Consider the following 23,856-nt stretch of genomic DNA (forward strand, 5'->3'; position numbering starts at 1 on the left):
TACCTGCAACCTCAAGCAGAGTGTTGATTGATTTGCGGTTGCGCTGCGTTGAATTATTGTCTGATCTATTATTGGCTGGTCTTATTGTCTGACTCATGATGCTGAAACCTCCGATGCTCCTGTTGCATAATGCATAATGTTTTCTTGGGTAATTTCTTTACCAAGACTGCCGTCGAGTTCGCCCACTAGTTGTCCTTCTCGCATCACTAGGACGCGATCGCTCAACCCCACAACTTCTGGTAGTTCACTGGAAACCATCAGAACCGCAACGCCTTGTGCTGCTAACTCGCTGATAATTCGGTAAATTTCGCTTTTGGCACCGATATCTACGCCGCGTGTCGGCTCATCCAACATCAGTACTCTGGGGTTAATCGCTAGCCAACGCGCCAGTAGTAGCTTCTGCTGATTCCCACCAGAAAGGTTCACTGCTCTGATTTCCAAATTGGCTAGCCGGATATTAAAGTTTTCAACTGCTTGCGTCGCCAACTTATTAACAGAACCCCAGTTAACGATGCCAGCCTTTGCATCCTGCTTGAGTGTGTTAATGGCAATATTCTTACGCGAACTCATCTCCAGAAATAAACCTTGGTCTTTGCGGTCTTCCGGAACGTAGCCAATTCCCGCAGTTATGGCATCACCGGGCGAATTAATATTAAGTTTTGTGCCATTCAGAAAAACTTCACCACTTGTCTTGCGATCAGCACCAAAAATCAGCCGGGAAACTTCCGTTCGTCCTGCACCAACCAGCCCAGCTAGACCGACAATTTCGCCAGCGCGAAGTTGAAAACTAGTTGGCTCAACCTTGCGTCCATCACTCATATTTCTGACATCCAGCACCACCGGACCTGGATTGGTTTGCCGTTGATGTTCGTAAAAGTCCTGCATCGAACGACCAACCATCATCTGTACCAATCGCTGTGCAGAAATTTCATCCCGTGTCAGACTGCCAATGTATTGACCATCGCGCAATACGCTAATCCGGTCAGACAAGGCATATATTTCTTCCATGCGGTGACTGATGTAGATAATGGCAATGCCATCGTTTTTTAGTCTGCGAATGACCTCAAACAAGAGCTCTGTTTCACGGTCAGATAGTGCTGCTGTTGGCTCATCCATAACCAAAACGCGGCTATTGTCTTTCAGCGCCCGCGCAATTTCCACCTGCTGTTGTTCGGCGACGACCAAGCTACCAACCACTGTTTGTGGTGTAAAACTAGCTCCAAGGCTTTGAAGCACTTTTTGTGCTTCCAGTTCCATACCCTTGCGGTCTAAAAGTTGACCTCGCTGTAACTCGCTACCCATAAAAATATTTTCGGCAACGGTTAAGTTAGGTGCAACGTTCAGTTCTTGATAAATGAGATTAATACCTGCTTTACGTGCTGTAGCCGGATCGGTAATTTTTACAGGATTACCGTTGATGAAAATCTCTCCTTCATCAGCAATGTAAGCCCCAGCAAGGATTTTCATCAATGTGCTTTTGCCTGCTCCGTTCTCACCCATCAGGGCGTGAACCTCTCCTGGGTAAATCGTGAGATTGACATTTTGGAGGGCAGGTACACCATTAAATCGTTTACCAATCCCTCGCATTTCTAATACAGGGGTAGCAGTTGGTACATGAGGAAAAGAGGTTTCAATACTTGTTGTCATGAGCAGCTCCTGTCAAAACAATTTGGAGTTGGCGTTTTTTGAGTTGGAAATCAACAAACTCATACCTAATGTGAAATTAAAATCATTCCGCAGATACATACATCGGGATGGATATGTGCAATGACTGTGGGAATATACCAAGGCATTCACATGAGACAAAATTTTTATTTCAAACTCACAATTTTTATGACTTACCAACCTTTCTCTGTGCTGACATTGTCCTTTGTAATCAGGTTGGGTGTCAGCAGAATGGTGGAAGTACTAGGTTTCTTACCATTCAAAATGTCGTTACCAACCTTAACTGCTTCTGTAGCCATCCCTCGGGGATTTTGAGTAGCAGTTGCGGCATAGATACCATTTTTGTCGGCGATCGCCTTAATTGCTTCTGGCGCACCATCAACCCCAACAATAAAGAAATCTTTACGTCGTGCTTGGTTAGCTGCTAGTTCTGCCCCTACCCCACTTGGATCGTTGATTGCAAAAACAGCATCAATTTTCGGAAAGGTTGTCAGCAAATCAGTCATGACTCTAAGTCCTCCATCCCTACTTCCTTCTGCATTCTGGTTTTTAGAGAGTATTTTTATATTGGGATATTTGGATAATACTTTTTCGCAACCACTCACTCGCTGAAGCACCGATTCCACGGGAGGACCGTTAACTATGACGACATTGCCTTTGCCTTTGAGGCGATCAGCAATATATTGGCAACCTAGTTCTCCAGCTTTCACATTATTAGTCGTAATAGTGGCGTCAACACCTCCGTCAGCACCTGTATCTACTGCGATCACAATTTTGCCTGCTTGCTTAGCTTTTTCAACTGCTGGCTGAATACCACTTTTATCTGCAGCATTCAGAACAATAATGTCAGTATTCGCTGCAATGAAATTTTCAATTTGGTTAGTTTGTAGGTTCAAGTCATAGGCACTGGAAGCCACAATAACTTTGACATTATTTCCCCCAAATTTCTTGGCTGCTGTCTCAACTGCCTGTCCCATAACGACAAAGAAGGGGTTACTCAGATCGCCAACTGTGAAGCCAACTGCTCGTAATTTTGCATCTGTACCCTTACTCTCTGCATTTTGAGAGTTATTTGTGCAACCAATAACAGCAGTACTGACGAGACCTAATATGCTAGCTAGAATCGCAATCCTTTTCACATTCATCATCTCCTTGAGGTGATTGTATTTTTAAGAATTACCAGCCTTTGTAAGTACTGAGATTATCTCGGGTGACCAAATTGACTGGAATCAGAATCTCGGGATGACTCGGTTTTTTGCCTTGAATGACATCGTTGCCAATCTCAACTGCCTTTTGAGCCATTTTTGCTGGATTTTGAGCAGCAGTTGCAACAAATACACTATCTTTGTCTTCCATTGCTTTGGTTGCATCTGGCGAACCGTCAACCCCGACAATAAAAAATTCTTTGCGTCTTGCTTGTCTAGCGGCTAAATCTGCTCCTACACCGCTTTGATCGTTAGTGGCAAAAACTGCATCAATTTTGGGAAAGGTTGTGAGTAAATCGCTCATAACTCTGAGTCCTCCATCCCTTGTTCCTTCTGCGTTTTGGTCTTTAGAGATGAGTTTGATATCAGGATATTTAGACAATGACTTTTCGCAGCCACTCACTCGCTGATTTATTGAGTCCATCGGCGTACCGTTGAGGATGACGACATGACCTTTACCTTTGAGGCGATCGGCAATATATTGGCAAGCAATCTCTCCAGCTTGCATATTGTTAGAGCTAATTATCGCATCCACTTCTGCATCAACCGCTGAATCTACCGCAATCACAACTCTACCTGAAAGCCTTGCTTGATCAATTGCTCCTTTTATTCCTTTTTTGTCAACAGCGCTGAGGATAATTAAGTCAGTATTCGCGACAGTAAAGTTTTCGATTTGGTTAGTTTGTTGGTTTAAATCAAAAGCACTGGAAACCGCATTAACCTTGATGCTATTACCCCCAATTTTTTTGGCTTGTGCTTCTGCTCCCTTATGTACTGCTACGTAGAAAGGATTACCCAAATCACCAAGAGCAACGCCAATGGTTTGCAATTTTCCCTTTGGAATCTTAGTCGTACTCTCTAAGGTGTTGGTAGCAATCTTAGTATCAAGATTTGCAACAGTTTTGCTATTTTGGGAGCTATTTGTGCAACCAAAAATACCGCTGACAAAACCTAAGATACTAGCTGCAATCGCAAATTGTTTCACATTCATTTCTCTTCACAACACATTTTAAAGAAGTCAGCAGAATACAAATCTGCCAATTCATCACAATAGAAACTAGGTCTGAAAACTTACTTCAGACCTAACCTAGTGGCACTACTAGCTTTGGCAATTTAACTCATCTCAAACGTCTTATCATCTGACGTGATTTGAATTATTACTATTAGTCCAACTAAACTAGATTTTTTTGGTTTATTAAAGCCAAACTATGAGCGCAGCACTACGGCAATTCATCACAATATTTATTTGTGAAAATACATTTCCAAGTGCAGATTCTGAAAACAGCTTTTCACTAAAAACTCTAGAATTTGATGTTATAAAAATTGCGGTTTTCTATTCGGTTTGTCTTTCTTTATATTTTATATTGCATCATGGCATAAATGAGTTTAGTTTATCCTTCTTTACAAAATTAAAAATGCTATTCTATGTCTCGTTACTTCCAACTTTTTTTATCACACGAGTTGCACTAATTCAAGAATGTTGACTTGACAAAGAATGTAACAATATTTCATATATGTATGTCAAAAATGATTTACATAAATTAACAGCATAGTAGACGTATGTTGAAATTTTCATTATAGATTTGAGTGTGTATTAACTTGTAGGACAACACGTAAAATCATCCTTATGGGTTATATTCAGAATTCAATAAAATAGGCTTTTCAAACATATTTAGTTCTGATCGCTACACCATTAGCCTGCTCAGAGTGAGCATAGAGCGTTTCTTTCTAATTTTTGATAGAAGACTTCTGTGACGATGAGACGTTTAAAATTTCATGTTTTGGGTCAAATTTTTCCCACTAAAGCTTCATAGTATGGCTTGAGTTTTTGCCAATCTGGAGAAATATTTATTTGGGAATAGAAATCGTAAACTTTTAAGAATTTCACCCATGAAAATTTTTCTTGCTCATCTTGATCTATCAAATGTTCGTATGCATCGTCACGGTGTTAAGGATAATGTGAATGTAAGGGATTGTTTTGAGCTTGATGAATGGAATTATTTAAAGTTTTAAGCATATCTACTTTTTGATGTTGATTTGTGAAAAAGTGATTTCGTATTGTTTTTTGCACAGGTGTGCATAACTATTACATATCAAATCTTCTTTTCTATGTCAAGCGTTTTTTCCTTTGTTTGACCCAGAAGAAATTCGGTCCTAATTATTGACAAGTTACAACATGTGTGGATTTTCTTCAGACTTACAGCGCATTGCAAGTAATTGAGGTACAACGCTCTTGTCTCAAAGTCAGGCAGAAAGCCATTTTTACTTCTCACTTCTGACTTGTGAATTCTGCTGTAAGCACTCGTGACGAAAAATAAGGCTTTGCACTAACGCAAAGTGTGCCGCGTCCCTGCACAAGACATTACTTTGTTGGTACAAACCTCTACAGAACTTGGGTACTGAAGATTTGTATTAAAATCGCTTGACAAATGACTAAAGTTTATTATAAGTCTATAAATGCACACGTGTGCACAAAAATGAGATAGCAAGTCAATAACTCAGATCTAAAGACACTGACCTTGTAAACGGAGTTTCCCGCATACCAGGAAAACACTATGAGCAAACGAAGAATTTCAATTCAAGATATTGCTCGCAGAGCAGGTGTTTCTCATTCTACGGTTTCACGAGCTTTGCGAGATAACTCTGTGATTAGCCCGAAGGTGCGAGAGGAAATTAAGCAACTGGCGCGGGAGATGAACTATGTGCCGAATGCGATCGCTCAAAGCTTACTTTCTTCACGCACCAATACCATTGGGGTAGTGGTAACTTCAATAGCAGATCCCTTTTTTGCTGAGGTTGTAGAGGGAATCGAACAGGTTGCGAGATCGGCAGGTTTGAGTGTTGTGTTAAGTGCTTCACACCGAGATGTTGAGGAGGAAATAGCAGCGATTAATAATTTTAATCGTCGGAGAGTGGACGGTATCTTGGTAGCCGACTCCCGAACCGGCAAACAGCATATGAAGCAATTAGCACAAATTGCTATGCCAACAGTTCTGATTAATAGCCAATCCAAAGAGCAATCCCAGATGTTTCACTCAGTGGAAATAGACGATCGCTTAGGTGGTAAGTTAGCCGTAGAGCATCTAGTCAGTCTTGGACACAAGCGTATTGGTTACTTGGGTGTGGGCGATCACAGCAAATCAAACCAACAGCGTCTGGAAGGATATCGTATGGCTCTGAGTGAAGCTAATCTATCACCAATGAGTGTAGTGGTGGCAATTAGTGATGAATATAATATCAGGGCAAGCGATGTTGCTACAGGACAACAGATGCTACCTAAACTAGTCACTGCTGGGGTAACAGGCATCTTTTGTTATAACGATATGGTAGCTGTTGGAGCTCTGTTGGCTTGCCAAGAACTAGGCATTTCTGTACCGCAAGATTTAAGTCTAGTCGGATTTGATGGTATTGCTCTGTCTGGTTACGTTACGCCACCACTTACGACAATCTGCCAGCCAATGTTAGAAATTGGTTGCTCTGCGATGCAAATGTTACTCGATTTATTACAAGAAAAAACTGTGGAAAACCGCGTTTTATCTCCTTTTCTAGTCCAGCGGGGTAGTAGCGCCGCATTACTCCCTAAGGTGCCCAAACAATACCTGATTTAACGAAGTGCCAAAACTCCAAAGATATCAAGTTTAGTTAATTTTTAAAAATGTTTACTTAACACATATTTACTTTTAAAAAGTAAATATGTGTTAAGTAATCTACCAAAAATAGTAAGCTAATCAAACATCAAGAAAATGATCATAAAATTAAATTTACTGACTAACTTAAGAACTTACTTAATTAAACAGCAATAAAATTGAGATATTGAGTTATGTATAAATATTTGAATGGCAGCAAAAACACAACAAAATTTAGTATTGAGTCAAAATTTTGATGACTATTATACTTAAAATTTTGTTGAGAAGTTGAGTCTATATAAAGATAATATTCGGCTGAAACCCTCAGTAGACCTCTCCAAAAATGGCTATGAAACCTTTACTGCGCTTGCAATAAAAATCGATTTTTGGAGAGGTCTAGTTAACAAACCTTGTATTTCATATACAAGGAAGTATGCTTGCAACAAAGTAAGGAATTGAGGCATTTTTTAAAAAGAAAAATATTTTTAAAAACTGGCTTAACAACCAACCGCTTATATTATTTACGCTTGCGTCGGAGTTATTCTATTTTTTCTTCTTAAAAACTTGGCGAACCTTGGCATCAGCCCCCGTGATTCAATGATTCGTGAAAAAACAAGTTCCCGGACAACTCTTACGAAGTCGGCGATCTGAATACAAGTGTAAACGGCAATTTACTTTGTGAGTATTTAGCAAAAAACGAGATTTCTGAAAATCAGGGTAATAACATGATAAAAATGCATAAAATACTACAACTAATTTTGGCAACTCTAACGTTCAATTTAATGAGTATTGAGACGTTATGTGCTCAAGAAATTCATGGGATAATGGAAGTTGCCAAGAAACCAATTACTGTTAATGAACAAAATACTGATTTCGTTCAATCACCCCAAGTAGTTGAGTCTAACTCTGCAAGTAATGCCAACACTGAAGAGCTTGTAGACAAGAATCTTTTAGGACAAACTGATACCTCTGCTAGCCAGACTTTGCCAGTGGTTACAGATTCCCCAAATGTGCGAGAAAAAACGGTGAACAATCAGACAATAGCTCAAATAACTTCTGTTTCTCAGCTATCGGATGTACAACCTACTGATTGGGCATTTCAAGCATTGCAGTCTTTGGTGGAGCGTTATGGGGCGATCACTGGTTATCCTAACGCCACCTTCCGGGGTAACCGGGCACTCACTCGCTATGAGTTTGCAGCTGGTTTAAATGCTGCTTTAAACCGGCTCAACGAATTGATTGCAACGGGTACTGCTGATTTAGTTAGGCAAGAAGATTTGGCTACACTGCAAAAACTACAGTCAGAGTTTGCTGCAGAACTTACCACCTTACGAGGTCGTGTCGATACGCTAGAAGCGAATACGGCTACACTAGAAGCCAACCAATTTTCTACTACTACCAAGCTTAACGCTGAAGTCGTCGTTGGTTTTGCAAGTGTGCTTACTGGCGATAATGCTAACGGTCAGCCCATTGACAGAATTCCTACCTTAAGTAGCCGGCTACGCCTCAATTTAGACACTAGCTTCACAGGCAAAGATCTCCTGACAACCCGCCTCCAAGCCAACAATGTCACACCTCTTGGTAGCACAAATAGTGGTCCAACACTCACTAACGAAGGTCGGCTAGAGTATGACGGCGATAGCGGTAATGATCTGGGATTGGCACTGCTGCGATATCGCTTTCCTCTTAGTCCTACAACCAATGTTTACCTTGCTGGGACAGGCAATGGTTTTGTGGATCTGGATGCTTCGTATGAATTAAACCCTTATTTTGATGGGGGAGCAGTATCGCTGTTCGGTTTACGCAACCCAATCTACAACTACAGTGGTGGTGCAGGCCTTGGATTGAGACAGCTTTTTGGTGACAAACTGCAACTGAATTTGGCCTATTTGAGTCCTGATAGCAATGCTGGAAAACCTACTGCTAAAAATGGTCTGTTCGACGGTGTTTATGCAGCTTTAGCTCAAGTTATTATTAGTCCTAGTGATAACGCCAAAATCGGGCTGACGTATATCAATAGCTATAGCCCTTCTTACTACACCACTGGTGATAATTTAGCCTCTGCTCTTAATCCTGACTTTATACCTTTTGGCACGAGTACTGGCAGTAATCTGTCCAATAGCAACTTTAATACACCAGTTGTTACCAATGCTTACGGTTTATCAGGAATTTTTAAACTTAGCACCAATTTTGCCATAGGTGGCTGGGTTGGATATGCTAACCAGCGTTACATCGGCAAAGGAGATGCGGATGTTTGGAACTGGGCAGTTACATTTGCTTTTCCTGATATAGGTAAAAAAGGAAATTTGGGAGGCTTCTTAGTTGGAATGGAACCCAAGGTAACGGGGATTGATAGTACGTTAAATGGTGGTAGAGCAGATAAAGACACCTCACTGCATTTTGAGGCTTTCTACAGATACCAGTTAACAGACAATATTCAGATTACTCCTGGTGTGATCTGGCTGACTGCTCCAAATCATGACCAAAACAATGACGACATTGTTATTGGTGTACTCAGAACTGTCTATAAGTTTTAGTAGTGGGGATTTGTAGTAGTCCGCCAGACTAACTTTGACGGGTTGATGAGGTGAAAAAATTCTTACTCTCCCCTACTTCCCCTACTTCCCCTACTTGCCTTAAGCTGGCAATTTTGGGTTGGTCGAGCAGTAAGTATTGTTCAAAACTTGGCAAGTTGAAGCCAAAAAAACCACCGAGTGCTCACCCTGGTGGTTTTGAATTTTGTGTTTTTCGGGATCCTCGCGCCCAGAAGTTCCATCACATCAAAATCACAAGCCTGACCTGGGCGTTTACCATTGGTTCAACAATTCTTTATCGAACAACTTCGTACTTCAATTCGTAGTTGACACCGCTCTTAATAAACTTGAGTTTACCTGCCCCTGTTTTTGATGAATCTACGGTATTTGTGCCTAAAAAGTCATCAGCATCTACAGAATCTTGGTCAAAAAGCCTAACCTCTGCTTTTCCCGTAAAATTGATGGTATTGTTTTTAAGACTTACCGACTGACTTTTGGCAATAGGGAAAGAACCTGCAGTGGGAACTCGAAGTGAACGATCAGTAGTGATGATTCGGATATAAGCCTCGTCCTTCATATCTGTGTCTTCAGGATCTATGCACAATAACTCGATCAGTTTTAGTGTTGCCATGATTTGTTCGATTTAAGTTTGATAATCTTAGATACAAGCGGTATTTGCGATTTTACGGATTTGGTTGTGTTGCACCACACTCCAATTAATATAAGGATTCCCGAACTTTAACGATTAATCCATTTAAGTTGGGAAATCCTTGATAAACAAGTATTTTTTCCTGATCTGAGCCGCGTACCAGATTCCACCGAGTAAGTGGTAAAACCTTCTTAATTGAGGAATTCGGCTATTCTGTTGTAGCCTTCCTTTGTTAGAGTAATCACCAACTTCAAAGTACCCCACACCATCTACCAGGAGGATTATGGTCAAAACTATACGTCAACCCACTCGCAAAGCAATCACCTGCACGGCTAAAAATTTATCACTGATAATAAATAAGGTTGTCAATTTTCTCATCAACCACCCTTGGTTCATTTCCCGCCCTTGGACTTTAGGAGTAGTGCGCAAGTTGCTAAAAATAGACCTGGAAATCATCCGCTTTGTGGTGAAGATGAATCAGCCTTAGATATCAACCATGCTAATATTCCCACTCCCAACAATAACGGCGTCAACCAATCGCCCCAACGGACGTATAAAGTTTCAGTTTGTCGTTGATAAATCGTTTCTGCATGGACTTCATACGTATTATGTCCAGAGATCCAGACTGTTTCGCCGTGGGGATTGACAAAAGCTGAATATCCTGTATTAGTTGCTCGCACTGCCCATCTGTCAGTTTCTATTGCCCGCATGATATCCTGTGCGTGATGTTGAGCAGGCATCGCTGCACTGTAATGAGCATCATTTGAAGGACTCAGTATAAATTGCCCACCCGCAGCAGCTTGACGGCGAAATTGGCCAGAAAACGCAGATTCATAACAGATACCAACAATAGCGCGACCAAAAGGTGTGTCAAATAGCTGATTTGACGAACCAGGAACTTGATGTTCATCTAAAGGCGATAAACGGCTAATAATACCACCTAAAATTGATTCAAACGGAATGTATTCCCCAATCGGAACCATTTTTGCTTTACCGTAGCGGCTTTTGATCTCACCATCGCCAGCGACTGTAAATAAACTATTTGTATAGCTGGTTCCCTGTTTGTAAAAACCGCCAATCCATGCAACCACACCTTTTTCGCGCACTGCTGCGACCAATGAACTACGTATAATTTCATTCTGGAAAAAAGGTAAAGCGCCTTCTGGGGTTAACACTGCAGCTACATTTTGATTTGCTAGTTTCAAATATCCAGTGGTGTAACCTTCAATAGCGCGACGAAAACCTTCTGGGTAAAGCTTGATTTCGTTGGGGACATTTCCCTGAACAATCCCCACTTTGAGTGCTGCTTCTGCTGGTTGGGTAAGCGGACGGCTGTATAAACCAAATCCGATGAGGTGAACAGTGATCAACAATGCTGCAGCGCTTGATAAATAAACGAACCGCCAAGACGCAGAGGAAGACACTTCCGTGCGGGGGTTCCCTCCGTTGTTCGCCTTTGGCGTCTCCCTTTGGGAGAAGAAAGTGTCCGTTGACGCGGAGGAAATCTTGGCGTTCTTGGCACGGCAGGTGCTACAACGGGGGGAACCCCCGCAACGCACTGCCTCGTCTTGGCGGTTTATTAAACCTTCAGCAATTAAGCCATTCACAGCAACAATAGCAGCTGTCACCACACTAGGTCCAGAAAGTTGACCAAGGTGTAAAATAACAAGATTATGCGGGCTTTGGGTGTAAGAAAGAGAACTCCACCAAAGAGGACCTGCACTCCAAAACGCTTCTAACCCACACCATAAAGCTGTGCCAATTAAGACACGAGCAAAGCCATTGTGAATAGAACGAGAAATCACTCGCATTCCTGTTGCCCAACTCGCGACTAATGCAGCTCCCCAAAGGGTAATGAATAGCCAGCAAAAAAGGGCGATCGCCAAACTTGCCAACCAAGGAACCCCCATCCAAGTCATCGGGTGAATCCCGGTAATCCAGGATAGAGCAATTCCGTGATATCCAATACCCCAGGCGAGGGCGAGGGCGAGAGAGGGAGATAAATTTTTGCGTTGTGCAGAACGAATAACTAATACCCAGAGGGGAGCAAGGGAGAACCATGCAAAGAACCATGCACCAAAAGGTGCGACAGTCAGTCCCATCAAAACTCCATTACATAGAGCAATCACGTAAGGGATCAAGTTGGTAAACTTCATCCCCTGCTTTCCCTGCTTTTTACTCTGCTTCTGCTGCATCTCCAGTATCGGGGGGAACTATTGCCACTCCCGTGATCACGTCATCTTCGTCTAGGCGCTGCACTCGTACTCCTGTTGCCGATCGCGATTGGACGGAGATCGCATTTACCGCCTGACGTATGATGATACCGCGACTGGTAACCATCATAGTTTCATCGTCACTGTTGACAATATGCAGAGTTGCCAGCTGGTCTTTTATTTTGCGATTTTTGAACTTAGTTGCTGTTAAACCCTGACCTGCACGGTTTTGCAAACGAAACTGGGCAACTGGTACGCGCTTGCCGTATCCTCCCATTGTAATCACTAACACCCAAGGTCCTATACTGCCGTTGGCTGGGACTTCGGTAGACTCTTCATTTTCAATCTCTTCCGTTTCTACTTCCTCAATTTCGGGTTCTGTTTCTGTATTCAAAGTGGCAAGAATGGCAGCGGGAAGAATATCCATTCCCACTAGTTCATCTCCTTTCTTGAGTTTCATGGATTTCACCCCACGAGTTGCCCGACTCAAAGGACGCAGTTGTTCGTGGTCGCATCTAAAGTGAATTGCTACACCCCGACGCGAACCGATGATCACGCTGTCTTCGACTCTGGCGCGTCGCACCCAACGCAGTTGGTCGCCTTCTTCCAAGGAAATGGCAATCAAGCCGTTAGCACGAATGTTGCTAAACGCTGCTAACTCGGTTTTCTTGATATAGCCGCCCTTGGTCAGCATGACCAAATATTCATCACTGCTAAACTCTGTAACAGGGACAATTGAAGTGATTTTTTCCTCTTTGGGAATGGGTAGCATTTGCACAATTGGTGTGCCGCGACTTGTACGGGAACTAATGGGGATCTGATACGTTTTCAGGCAGTAAACAACACCTCGTTCGCTAAAAAATAGAACGCTGTCATGATCGCAGCAAGTCAAAAAATGCTCAACGTTATCATCTTCTTTCATCTTGGCAGCTGCTTTGCCTCTGGTTGCACGGCTTTGCGCCTCAAAGGTATTTACTGCCATTCGTTTGATGTAACCTTGCTCAGTCAGCAGAATCAGAGCTTTTTCATTGGCAATCAAATCACGCTCATCTATTTCTCCTTCCAGGGGTGAAATGACCGTGCGACGAGGTGTGGCGTGTTTTTCCCTAAGTTGCTTAACTTCGGTTTCAATAATTTCTAAAATCCGCTCTCGCCGTGCCAAGATATCCTGCAAGTCAGTAATTATTGCCTGCAATTGCTCGTGTTCCTGGCGGATTTTGTCTGCTTCTAGAGCTGTTAAACGCCGCAGTTGCATTTGCAATATTGCATCTGCTTGCGCTTCGGAAAGTCCGTAGGTTGTCATCAACTCGCCTTTGGCTGTTGGTGCATCAGGTGCGTGGCGAATTAAGTTAATGATTTCATCTAAACGCCCTAGGGCAATCAACAAACCTTGCAGTATGTGGTCGCGTTCTTCGGCTTTGCGCAGTTCGTAACGAGTGCGTCTGGTAATAGCTTCAACGCGGAAATCCAAAAAGACTTGCAAAAAGTTCTTCAGGGTAAGTATCTGGGGTTCGCCATTGACTAGCGCCAGCATATTTGCCCCAAAGTTGGCTTGCAGTGGCGTTTGCTTGTAGAGGTTATTTAACACAACTCGGGGATAAGCATCGCGCTTGAGTTCGATCACAATTCGCATGCCATCGCGATCGCTTTCATCCCGAATATCGGCAATTCCCTCGAGCCTTTTTTCGTTCACCATCTCGGCGATTTTTTCTATCAGCGCCGCCTTGTTGGTTTGGTAAGGCAATTCGGTGATGATAATTGCGTCTCTGTCAGGGCGTCCCCGTTGTTCAATAGTTTCAATTGTAGCCACGCCGCGCATGGTGATTGAACCGCGCCCGGTGGTATAAGCTTCTTTAATTGCCGTCGTCCCTAGAATCTGACTCCCAGTAGGAAAGTCAGGTCCGGGGATATACTGCATTAACTGAATGTCGGTTATTTCTGGATTTTCAATCAGTGCTACCAACCCATCAATCAATTCAGCCAAGTTATGCGGGGGGATGTTGGTTGCCATACCCACCGCAATCCCAGAGGAACCATTGAGCAGCAACTGTGGGATACGTGCTGGCAGGACTGTAGGTTCTTGCTGGGAAGCATCGAAGTTGTCGATGAAATCTACTGTTTCCGATTCGATATCTTGTAGCAGAGAATCGCTGGTTAAAGCTTCCAAGCGGCATTCTGTGTATCGCATTGCCGCTGGTGGATCGTTGTCTACCGAACCAAAGTTTCCATGCCCTGCGATCAGGGGAGATCTCATGGAAAAATCCTGCGCCATCCGCACCAAAGCATCATAGACTGCTGTGTCGCCGTGGGGGTGATATTTACCCAACACTTCCCCTACCACACGAGCGCATTTACGAAAGGGGCGATCAGCACTCAACCCGAGTTCATGCATTGCGTAGAGAATGCGACGATGCACAGGTTTCAGACCATCCCTGGCGTCTGGTAGTGCCCGACCTACAATGACGCTCATTGCGTATTCTAAATATGACCGGGACATTTCATTCCGCAGGTCAGTAGGGATAATCCTCTCCTGAGAGGTTGTCATAACCCAAAAAACTCCAAAAATTGCAAATTTTAGGCTTTTTACTGGAAAGAAATGATTTTTTTTCCCAGTTATTGCGGAATCACTGCTATAATCTGATACAATTATAGCATCTTTTGCCGTTTTCTGGGTTTACGGTAAGCAGTGAGCCGTTATAGTAAGCTGTTATTAGGATGTTAATTTATAGCTGATATGTGACTACTGATGACTAATCACTGTTTGTTTTTCAGACTTGAGTTGAGAAGCAATAAAGGGTACCTTAGGGGCAAGAAAAAATCCAATCAGACTGGCAAACAGAATTGGAGTTAAGGGATTAAAATTTGTCAATTTTGACAGTAGCAAGGTCGTACTGATAGGTGTGCGCGTGACAGATACATTGATAGCCGCCATTGTACAAATCATGGCAAGCGTGGGATTTAGTCCAGGAATAAAGACTGCGACAGCTTTACCAACACAAGCACCAATGAAAAATAACGGAATGATAAATCCACCGCGCCATCCACCAGCTACAGTTATGCTAATGGTAGCCATTTTCGCGAATGCAAGCATAAATAAGAAAATAACAGGAAAGCTTTGATTAACAACCTCATCTAACTCCTCATGTCCAAAATAACGAGTCAAAGGTAAGAATGTTGCTAAAATGCCCAATCCCAACCCCGCTATGGTTGTGCGTAGATAAATTGGTCCAGGAATCAAGGCAAAAATTCGGTCACATCCGCGAAAAATGCCCATAAAAATCCATCCTGCCACGACTCCTATGATCCCAAACATGATCGCTACAGCTAAATCATCAATGCTATCTAGGTGGTACTGAGGAAAATGCCAAGTTGGTGCAATTCCCAAGTGTGTGATAGCTGCAAAGACCACATAACTCGCGCAACTCGAAACAATAGCTGGCATAAGCGCTTCGTAGTACTCGACAATATGCTGATGGTGCAAAATTTCTAGGGCGAACATTGCACCACCAAGGGGTGCGCCAAATAAAGCAGTAAAACCTGCAGCCATCGCTGCTAAACTCATAGATCTGACATCTTCACCTTCGAGTCTTAAACGGTCAGCTACCCAAGTGCCAAAAGAACCTGTAACTTGTACCAGTGGTGCTTCTGGTCCGGCGCTGCCGCGAGCTGATATACTGACTAAGGAAGCAAGAATCATTGAGGGATTTTTGCGAGCATCCAGCCGTCCGCCCCGAAAATGGATGTTATCGACAATAACGGCAATTTCACCAGGATTGCCAAGGAAATGAATCACCAAACCAATTACTAAACCGGCTAATGGCATGACCAACAAAAGACTCAAACCCTGAAATCTTTGCAGTCCGTGAGTCATCAGTTCTAGAATATTCCAGTACAGCCCAGCAAATAAACCACAAAAAGTTCCCACAATAGCCCAGCTTAAAACCCAACGTGAAATCATGAAAGGATGACGTCTTGCTCGTCCAAAAAGCTGAGAAAAAGTCCAACGTTGAGTTTGCTCTGTAGGAGGGCGCTTGTTTGGTAGCACTGCTAATTTCCCTGTGTAAGTGAAACGAAGGATACAAAATTTGTTCTTTTTCTATGCTATGCCTCATTTGCACCTGACTTTTCACGGAATTGAGGAAAAAGCGGGATTTAAACTATTTAGCTCAACTCTGTACTATGCTTTTTCGAGAAACTGCAAGACTCGTCGATTAAACTTTTCCGGATTCTCGATGAACATGAAATGTCCTCCGCCTTCAGTTTCCTCAAAGATTTCCAACTCAGAGTCAGGAATGCTTTTATTAATCCAGACTTGCGATCGCCACGGGATAACACTTTTTCTGCCAGCAATAATTAGGGCAGGCTTGCGAATCTTCACAATTTGATCTCGCCAGTCCATATGAAACTGGTTATAGAGTAGAGTTGCAGCAAGCTGTCGCGGACACCGAAAATTGCACTGTACTATCCACTCGAATTGTTCGGTTGACATGGCATTCGTCACCATCGAAGCCAGGGTGTTTCGGGTCACTTCCTCGGCAGAAGAACTTTCTAGAGCGTACACCATTTCATTGAGCTGTTCGGATGTAACAATCGCTCCAGCTTCCTCCATTTCTTGAGAACTCCAATGCGGTCTAGATGTGTATAGTGGAGATTGATCGACCAATACTAATCGATCTATTTCATCTTGCCCAAACAGATCGAGGTAACTCCAGACAACGGCACACCCCATAGAGTGAGCAAGCAGGTGTGGCTTTTCTAGTTGCAGAAAGCTGATCAGTTCCTGGATGTCTTTGGATAAGCGAGAAATTCGGTAACCGTAGGTGACTTTCTCTGACTCGCCGTGTCCTCTTAAATCGACAGCTATGACATGATACCTTTGGGCAAAGGCAGAAATTTGATATTTAAATTGTTGAGCTGACTGCGACCAACCGTGAATCAGGACAATCGATTTTCCCCTCCCTGCACTGATGTAGCTTAATTCAGCACCATCGGATGTTTTGAATGTCTTTCTTTGGAACTCATCCATCAGTTAGTAATCCTTTGGTAAAACACCAACAACGTAAATTCAGACAGTTAGGCGATCGCAGTTCTCAAAAGCGTTTACTCACCGAACACGATCACCGGCTTTAATCAAACAGATGCGCTCTTAAAGAAATTGATTAGGAGTGTGGTAAATGTGGCACTGTGAATCCGAGTATGGAAAAGCATAACGTATGATTTACCGTTAAACTCAAAGTCTCTTTACGCGCAATCAGGTGTAAAAGAGGTTAGATTTCATGACAGCTTTGTTAATTCCAATCTTTGATATGGAACACGACCTGCGGCTTTAATCAAATCGGCTGCCTTTTCACCAATCATAATTGTAGGTGCATTCGTATTTCCCGTAATGAGGCTTGGCATAATTGATGCATCCACAACTCGCAACCCCTCAACACCATGTACCCGTAGTTCGGGATCTACAACTGAATCGGCGTCAGTTCCCATTTTGCAAGTGCCGACAGGGTGGTATACACTGTCGCAGGTTTCTCTGATATAAGCTCGCAGTGCTTCATCGCTAGTTACATTGGCACCAGGAGCAACTTCCTCGCCTCGGAACTCATCAAATATACTTGAGTCAAACAACTGGCGGATAATTTTAATTCCTGCAACTAGCTTTTGCACATCGGATTCACTCTGGAGATAGTTCATTCGGATTATCGGTGAATCATTGGGGGAAGCAGAACGCAGACTGACACTGCCACGACTTTGGGGATTAGTCAGACACACTGAAGCAGCGAATCCTGGACCAGAGCGGGCATAAGCAGGATGTGTCCACAATACAGGAGCAGAGTAAAGCTGTAAATCTGGCGCAGCATCTAAACGACCTTCAGTATGCAGGAATAATCCAGCTTCCGCGATATTGCTGGTTGGGGCAGGTTGCAGATCCTGGGTGGCTTGATGTGCCACGGCAACGTGAAGGTGATCTTGAAGATTCTGACCGACACCAGGTAAATTAACGACTACGGGAATGTCGAGCGATCGCAGGTGTTCTGCATTTCCAATTCCAGAAAGCATCAGCAGCTTGGGGGAATCGATTGCCCCAGCAGAAAGAATCACTTCCTGTTGCACAAAGGATTGGTGTATCGTTCCCTGGTGTATGTATTCCACTCCTACCGTGCGCGTTCCCTCAAATAATAACCGAGTCACTAACGCACCAGTAGTAACTCTTAAGTTAGGGCGATCCAAAATAGGTACTAAAAATGCTGCCGCTGTACTGTGCCGCTTACCATCTTTGATAGTCAACTGATAAAGTCCAGCACCTTCTTGTTGCTCTCCGTTGAAGTCGAGATTGCGTTTGTAGCCAAGTGCGACGGCTGCTTCTACAAATCTTTGTGATGTCACCGCCGGGGCAATTGGATCGGTAACGCTCAACTCCCCATCGACTCCGTGAAACTCGGATGCGCCATGCTGCTGGTTTTCAGATTTCTTGAAGTAAGGCAACACATCTTCGTAACTCCAACCGGGATTACCTAACTCTTGCCAGCGATCGTAATCATGACGGTTGCCTCGGATGTAGATCATGGCGTTGATCGAACTGGAACCACCCAGGACTTTACCACGCGGACAATAGATTTTGCGCCCATTAAGGTGTGGTTCTTCTTCTGTAAAATATGCCCAGTCCGCCTCAGTACCCCACAGTTTAACCCAACCTAGAGGAACTTCGTGCTCTGGTAAGTTAGGCGGATTGCCTGCTTCCAGCAACAACACAGTTGTTTTACCGTCTTCTGTCAAACGATTGGCGACGACACAACCCGCTGAACCTGCACCAATGACAACATAATCGTATTGATTCATAAGATCCTCACTTGTGTTTTGGTATCAGCTATTTTTGCACTTTAAATAAGCTCAATTTGTTACTTTATAAAACAACCAAGTTCCCCAAATCTGCAATTGAACACCATTCATTCAACCAGTCCATAAATAACTTAAACCCAAAAGTCTCTTTACAGTATTAAAAGCATCTTCAATTCGCCATCTTCGGTGGTACAGATCTGCTACAACGTATGGTGGTAAAACAGTTGGGTCAAGTACACTTGTTAAATAAGAATGCCAGGTATTCTGTGAACGAACTTCAATTAAACGTAAAGTGATAAATGGAGTTGTTTTTGTTTCAGATTACTGCTGAGACAGTACTTGGAGGCTATTAGGTGAGGTGATTGATCCCTAACTGCTCACGATCATCACGATTTAACTCCCCTTGTGTCGTCTTCCGTGCCAAGCTGAGAAATGCTCTCACTGCTGGAGAGGAATCATGCTGCCGCCAAGTAAGATAAAGTCCGGTTTTAGGTGTCTGCTCTTGTAAGGGTCTGTAAATGACTCCGCTTCTGTGAAAGTTTTGCAACGAGGCGGGAACGAAAGCAATGCCCAGTCCTGCTGCAACCAAGCCGATGATAGTTTGCATCTGAACTGCCTCCTGAGCAACTTTCGGACGAAATCCAGCTTGTTGACAAATGTTAATAATCTGTTCGTAAAAGACGGGTCCCATTTTGGCAGGAAATAGGATAAATGATTCCGAAGCCAAAGTGGAGAGAGACACTTTGGTCTGGGCAGAGAGCGGATGGGTTTCTGGCAACGCCAAGATTATTGATTCTTGCAAAACGCATTCTGTACTTAGACCTGGGTCGATGATGACAGAACGAACAATGCCAACATCAACCTGTTTGTGATGCAAGGCTTGAATTTGCTCTTGTGTCGTCAGTTCATGCAATCGCAGTTCTACAGCAGGAAACTGTTCTCGAAACACACTTAAAATATCTGGCAGTACGGTATACGTTGCAGATCCGACAAACCCAATCGCCAACCGTCCAACTTCACCCCGCCCTATCCGTTGTGTCACTGCGATCGCCTGTTCGAGTTGGGCTAACACCAAGTAGGAGCGATCTAAAAACACTTTGCCTGCTTCAGTCAGATGCACGTGTCGCTTCGTTCGTTCAAACAACTTGACGCCTAGTTCATCTTCCAAACTGCGAATCTGCTGACTGAGCGGGGGTTGGGAAATGCGCAACCGCTCTGCTGCTCGGCTAAAATGCAGCTCCTCAGCCACGGCGATGAAGTAGTGCAGGTGCCGTAGTTCCATCACAATTTATATCTCTAACCTATTAATCTTAGTCAAATATATATTGGACAGTCACATGAGTGTCTCCTATCGTAAGAAATATGAGGCGCCTCTCATGATTAGACGGTGCATACGCCCACTAAAATTCAGACTTTAAGCCAGGAGAAAGTTAAGTGATTCGACTCGACGAGCAAGTAGCGATTATTACTGGAAGCGGGCGAGGTTTGGGAGCAGCCTATGCCTGCTTGCTAGCGAGTAGAGGAGCGCAAGTCATCGTACACGATGCAGGCGTTAATAAAGATGGAACTGGTTTCGATCCGAACGTGGCGGCTGATGCTGCAAGGAGAATTCACGAAGCAGGCGGGATTGCGTTCCCGATCACCGAATTTCTTGATAGTAGAGAGAACTGCAGACACCTAGTGGAAACCGCGCTCTCGAAATTTGGCCGCCTTGACATCTTGATCCACAACGCTGGATGGGTCGCATACCAATCAGTAGAAGAGCTAACCCCTGATTTTTTGCAGCGAGCCATTAAAGTTAACGTCGAAGCGCCAACGTGGTTGGCTCAAGCGGCCTTTCCAATTATGAAGCGGCAAAACTACGGACGAATCGTGCTGACGACTTCGGATAGAGCTATTTATCAGCAATATGCACTTAGTGGTCTCGCCCCTTATGCGATGGGAAAAATGGCACAGATAGGTCTGATGAACGTGCTGGCGGTTGAAGGCAAAGAGCATGGAATTCTCGTTAATGCGATTTCGCCAGTAGCCAAAACGCGGATGTGGAACGTACAAGATGAGCCAGAGGATTTGCGACCCGACCAAGTAGCCCCCGGTGTTTTATATCTCGCTTCTGGTGAATGCCGAGAGTCTGGATTTATATTAAGGGCAAGCAATGGTCAATTCACAGCCGTGCGCTGGGTCGAGCGAGACAACGTAGATTATCCGTTAAACCTTGCCGCTGTTGAGGTGTCTACTGGGGAGGATGTGGCTACTCGCTGGCAGCAGATTGCTGCGGATGTTGCGTTTTAAGGACTGGGCTTGTACTTCGAGATGGTCTTTGGGGAAACAATCGAGGTTTTTGGTGGGGGGGTAGTTCAAAGGATGTGGTAAAGGGCGATTGGGAACTTCTTCCAGGCTTTTGAGCTTACAAAATAATGCTGACAAAGTTGAGCTATAATCACGGGGCAACTCGACTGGTTTATTATTAGCTCCTAACTTCAACCCAACATTCGGGTTGAGTTCTTCAGTGAATTCTGCCAGCTTATTGTCTGCAACAGCACCAGCGATCGCTCCCGCAATTCTACCAATAGCAGCACCCATCTTATCGATGGAGCGACCTAGCGCAGATCCTGGCACGCCCGACAGCAGCTAAACCCGTAGTAATTTGGGAATCCGTCGCTTCTGAGTCAAAACTTATAGCTGATTCACCTCAAAAGGCATATTCCTCTACACAGTTCTATCTGGCTAAAATTCTGTAAGAGGCGTTCTGCTTTGTACTTTTTTCATTTACAATCGCCAGCCTAATAAATGCCATCTACAGATAAACGTCCTTTCTTGTGGTTGTTGCAGCAGTTTCAACTCAAGCCAGGTAAGCCCGCCATTTTCTCCGGATTACGTAGCCTTTTTATACTGGGTGTCCCTATTGGAGTTGGAGTCATTACAGGTCATGCTGCTACAAGTGCGATCGCCACTATGGCAGCTTGGTTCGTTGGTATGGTAAATGTTGACGGAACCTATCGCCAGAGAGCAACTGCTATGATAGCAGCCACTGTGGGGATAACTACGGTGTTCCTGATCGCGAGTCTGGTTAGCAGTCATCTCGCTTTAGCAGTCCCAACGACATTCCTTGTGATATTTATAGCAGGTTTAGCTGGACTGTATGGCAGCGTGGCTGCATCTGTTAGCTTGGTCACTTCGATCATGTTTGTGATCTCGCTTGCTAGATTTGCTTCATTTTCCAATTTCTCTACTCTTATTCAACACTGCGCACTCTGTCTGGCTGGTGGAACATGGACAACTGTGTTGTCATTAGGAGTATGGGTGGTGCGTCCTAACGTACCTGCAATGCAGGTAGTCGCTAACTGTTATCTCTCCTTGAGTAAATTTGTGGATTTGGCAAGCGAGAGAACATCAAATCCAAAGGATCGTCTGGAGTGGGAACAGCGATTTTTGCAAGCGCAAGATACTGTTATTCAAGATTTGACATCTGCCCGTAGCGTTTGGACAACTATATGGACTAGGCAAAAAGGAGCTGACTTACGGGGAAATAGCTTACTGTTGTTAATTGAGGCTGTCAATCAAATTGTGAATTCTGTTGTAGCACTGAGGGAACTGTTGGTGATTGCATCCGAACATCAACTATTTCCTCGGTTAGACAAAGAAATTCAGCAAGTCATACAACAGTTGGCAATTGGTTTGAAAATGTTGTCAAAAGCAATCACCAAAGGAAAAAACTCACCTCACCTGGGGGATCTGGATCGGACGGTTGAAGCACTAGAACACCAGTGGAAAGTTCTGCGTTCTCAAGTCTTCAATCAGAAGATAAATATTCAGACAGACGAATATTCCGATCTAGTCAACCTTGGGAAAATTACAGCCAGTCTTAAAAACCTGGCACAGCAAATTCATACTGATGCGGAAATTGTTACAGATTTAAGACAGGGAAAACAGCGCAGCATTGCCCAGCGAGATATTTCCCCTCCAGCACAGTCAGAACATTCTACAATTATTGATACACTGCGGCATAACTTTACTTTTGATTCAGTCCTGTTTCGTCATGCGTTGCGCCTAGCACTGATCACAACCCTGGCTGAATTACTTGCTTCACTATTGCAACTACCTAGAGGTTACTGGATAACCCTAACAGCTTTAGTTGCGCTTAAGCCCAACTATGGTGGAACATCCGAGACAACAGTACAAAGAGTCATCGGTACTATTTTGGGTGGAATTATTGGCATTATTCTGATCTTATTAGTCAAGAATTCTTTGGCGAGTCCTAGCTCCTCCGGAGCGGCTATGCCAACGGAAAGCTTCGCTAACGCACTCTGTTTCCTGCTGCTCGTGTTTACTGCTATGTCGGTGCGACCATTAAGCTATACCATATTCACTATATTGCTCACTCCTGCAATCATCTTGCTACTCAATCTTATTAGTGCAGGTGGCTGGCAGGTTGGAGTATTGCGTATCGTTGATAGCCTAGTTGGGGGTGTTTTAGCACTGCTTGGCAGCTATTTGCTTTTCCCCCGTTGGGAACGACACCAACTTCCTGCACAACTGGAAAAGACCATTCGAGCAAATCTTGCCTACTTTCAACAGGTCATTGCTAACTATCTCCATCCACACCAGGATGCATCTGCTGATTCTATCAATATGCTACGCCATCAAGCGGCATTAGAAAACGTCAACGCTGCCGCCGCCGCCCAACGATTGTTCAGCGAACCTCGTCACGTCCAGGGAGAAATCGAACCTGTAATGACGCTGATGGTATACATTCGTGGCTTTTTTAGTTCGGTGACAACTCTGGCAGAACATCTGCGGGAATTTAGTGGTGAGTACCAATTTACTGAACTCAAACCACTTGCCGATACCATTATCCACATTTTGGAAAACTTAGCAGATGTCCTTCGCCAGGGACAGCCACCCCAACAGTTACCAGCGCTGGATAGCTATCTTGAAGCAATTCACAATCAAATTGAACAGCTACATACAGCTCGTTTATCAGAGATTGCCAGAAATTCCAACACCTTAACTCCCACATTACAAGCCGTTCGAGAACAAACTCCTCTATCCATAGAATTGGATCGAATTGTTAATGAAATTAAAGTTATGCACTGTGTCATTGCTCGTGTCGTCTCAAAACGTAGTTAA

Annotated in this window: 16 protein-coding genes and 2 pseudogenes; 4 read left to right on the forward strand and 14 right to left on the reverse strand. The window is 43.8% G+C overall.

The window, feature by feature from the left end:
• Positions 1–93 precede the first annotated feature (93 nt).
• The 4 genes and pseudogenes from AC5590_RS29205 to AC5590_RS29220 all read right to left on the reverse strand — a co-directional run.
• On the reverse strand, positions 94–1,647 hold the full coding sequence (locus AC5590_RS29205) for a sugar ABC transporter ATP-binding protein (RefSeq protein WP_169266807.1): 1,554 nt from the start codon (positions 1,645–1,647) through the stop codon (positions 94–96).
• Positions 1,648–1,838: 191 nt separating this feature from the next.
• Positions 1,839–2,810 carry an ABC transporter substrate-binding protein gene (locus AC5590_RS29210; protein WP_169266828.1) on the reverse strand — a complete coding sequence of 324 codons (972 nt, stop codon included), beginning with the start codon at positions 2,808–2,810 and terminating at the stop codon, positions 1,839–1,841.
• 31 nt (positions 2,811–2,841) lie between these two features.
• Complete coding sequence (locus tag AC5590_RS29215) at positions 2,842–3,861, reverse strand: ABC transporter substrate-binding protein (protein ID WP_169266808.1); 1,020 nt, start codon at positions 3,859–3,861, stop codon at positions 2,842–2,844.
• 795 nt (positions 3,862–4,656) lie between these two features.
• A pseudogene (locus tag AC5590_RS29220) lies at positions 4,657–4,806 on the reverse strand (inositol oxygenase family protein); the annotation flags it as partial.
• Positions 4,807–5,425: 619 nt separating this feature from the next.
• Here AC5590_RS29220 and AC5590_RS29225 point away from each other — a divergent pair.
• Both AC5590_RS29225 and AC5590_RS29230 read left to right on the forward strand, forming a co-directional pair.
• Positions 5,426–6,478, forward strand: a complete 1,053-nt coding sequence (locus AC5590_RS29225) for a LacI family DNA-binding transcriptional regulator (RefSeq protein ID WP_169266810.1) — start codon at positions 5,426–5,428, stop codon at positions 6,476–6,478.
• 800 nt (positions 6,479–7,278) lie between these two features.
• On the forward strand, positions 7,279–9,033 hold the full coding sequence (locus tag AC5590_RS29230; protein WP_248277312.1) for an iron uptake porin: 1,755 nt from the start codon (positions 7,279–7,281) through the stop codon (positions 9,031–9,033).
• A 292-nt stretch (positions 9,034–9,325) separates the two neighbouring features.
• Here the strand turns inward: AC5590_RS29230 and AC5590_RS29235 are convergent, their stop codons facing one another.
• The 9 genes and pseudogenes from AC5590_RS29235 to AC5590_RS29275 form a co-directional block, all read right to left on the reverse strand.
• Positions 9,326–9,661 (reverse strand): hypothetical protein, encoded by a 336-nt coding sequence (locus tag AC5590_RS29235; RefSeq protein WP_169266811.1) that lies wholly within the window; start codon positions 9,659–9,661, stop codon positions 9,326–9,328.
• A gap of 318 nt (positions 9,662–9,979) precedes the next feature.
• Positions 9,980–10,135 carry a hypothetical protein gene (locus AC5590_RS29240; RefSeq protein WP_169266812.1) on the reverse strand — a complete coding sequence of 52 codons (156 nt, stop codon included), beginning with the start codon at positions 10,133–10,135 and terminating at the stop codon, positions 9,980–9,982.
• A complete protein-coding gene (gene lnt / locus AC5590_RS29245) occupies positions 10,132–11,835 on the reverse strand; it encodes an apolipoprotein N-acyltransferase (protein WP_498824180.1) in 1,704 nt (567 codons plus the stop codon). The genes AC5590_RS29240 and lnt overlap by 4 nt, the downstream gene beginning before the upstream one ends.
• Before the next feature lie 19 nt (positions 11,836–11,854).
• Positions 11,855–14,437, reverse strand: coding sequence for a DNA topoisomerase (ATP-hydrolyzing) subunit A (gyrA, locus tag AC5590_RS29250; protein ID WP_169266814.1), 2,583 nt, complete (start codon positions 14,435–14,437; stop codon positions 11,855–11,857).
• Between the two features lie 195 nt (positions 14,438–14,632).
• The gene (locus AC5590_RS29255; RefSeq protein WP_348982731.1) at positions 14,633–15,937 is read right to left on the reverse strand and encodes a chloride channel protein; all 1,305 of its coding nucleotides are present in this window, start codon (positions 15,935–15,937) and stop codon (positions 14,633–14,635) included.
• Positions 15,938–16,069: 132 nt separating this feature from the next.
• Positions 16,070–16,918 (reverse strand): alpha/beta fold hydrolase, encoded by an 849-nt coding sequence (locus tag AC5590_RS29260; protein ID WP_169266815.1) that lies wholly within the window; start codon positions 16,916–16,918, stop codon positions 16,070–16,072.
• A 248-nt stretch (positions 16,919–17,166) separates the two neighbouring features.
• A complete protein-coding gene (locus tag AC5590_RS29265) occupies positions 17,167–18,726 on the reverse strand; it encodes a GMC family oxidoreductase (RefSeq protein ID WP_169266816.1) in 1,560 nt (519 codons plus the stop codon).
• A 114-nt stretch (positions 18,727–18,840) separates the two neighbouring features.
• Positions 18,841–19,047: pseudogene (locus tag AC5590_RS29270) on the reverse strand (transposase); the annotation flags it as partial.
• A gap of 28 nt (positions 19,048–19,075) precedes the next feature.
• Positions 19,076–20,008, reverse strand: coding sequence for a LysR substrate-binding domain-containing protein (locus AC5590_RS29275; protein ID WP_169266817.1), 933 nt, complete (start codon positions 20,006–20,008; stop codon positions 19,076–19,078).
• Positions 20,009–20,160: 152 nt separating this feature from the next.
• Between AC5590_RS29275 and AC5590_RS29280 the strand changes: the two genes are divergently transcribed.
• The gene (locus tag AC5590_RS29280) at positions 20,161–21,018 is read left to right on the forward strand and encodes an SDR family NAD(P)-dependent oxidoreductase (RefSeq protein WP_169266818.1); all 858 of its coding nucleotides are present in this window, start codon (positions 20,161–20,163) and stop codon (positions 21,016–21,018) included.
• Here the strand turns inward: AC5590_RS29280 and AC5590_RS29285 are convergent.
• The gene (locus tag AC5590_RS29285; protein ID WP_211178597.1) at positions 20,935–21,345 is read right to left on the reverse strand and encodes a hypothetical protein; all 411 of its coding nucleotides are present in this window, start codon (positions 21,343–21,345) and stop codon (positions 20,935–20,937) included. The genes AC5590_RS29280 and AC5590_RS29285 overlap by 84 nt on opposite strands.
• A 171-nt stretch (positions 21,346–21,516) precedes the next feature.
• Here AC5590_RS29285 and AC5590_RS29290 point away from each other — a divergent pair, with 171 nt between their 5' ends.
• Positions 21,517–23,856 carry an FUSC family protein gene (locus AC5590_RS29290; RefSeq protein ID WP_169266819.1) on the forward strand — a complete coding sequence of 780 codons (2,340 nt, stop codon included), beginning with the start codon at positions 21,517–21,519 and terminating at the stop codon, positions 23,854–23,856.

The organism is Brasilonema octagenarum UFV-OR1, from assembly GCF_963888615.1.
Lineage (GTDB): Bacteria > Cyanobacteriota > Cyanobacteriia > Cyanobacteriales > Nostocaceae > Brasilonema > Brasilonema sennae.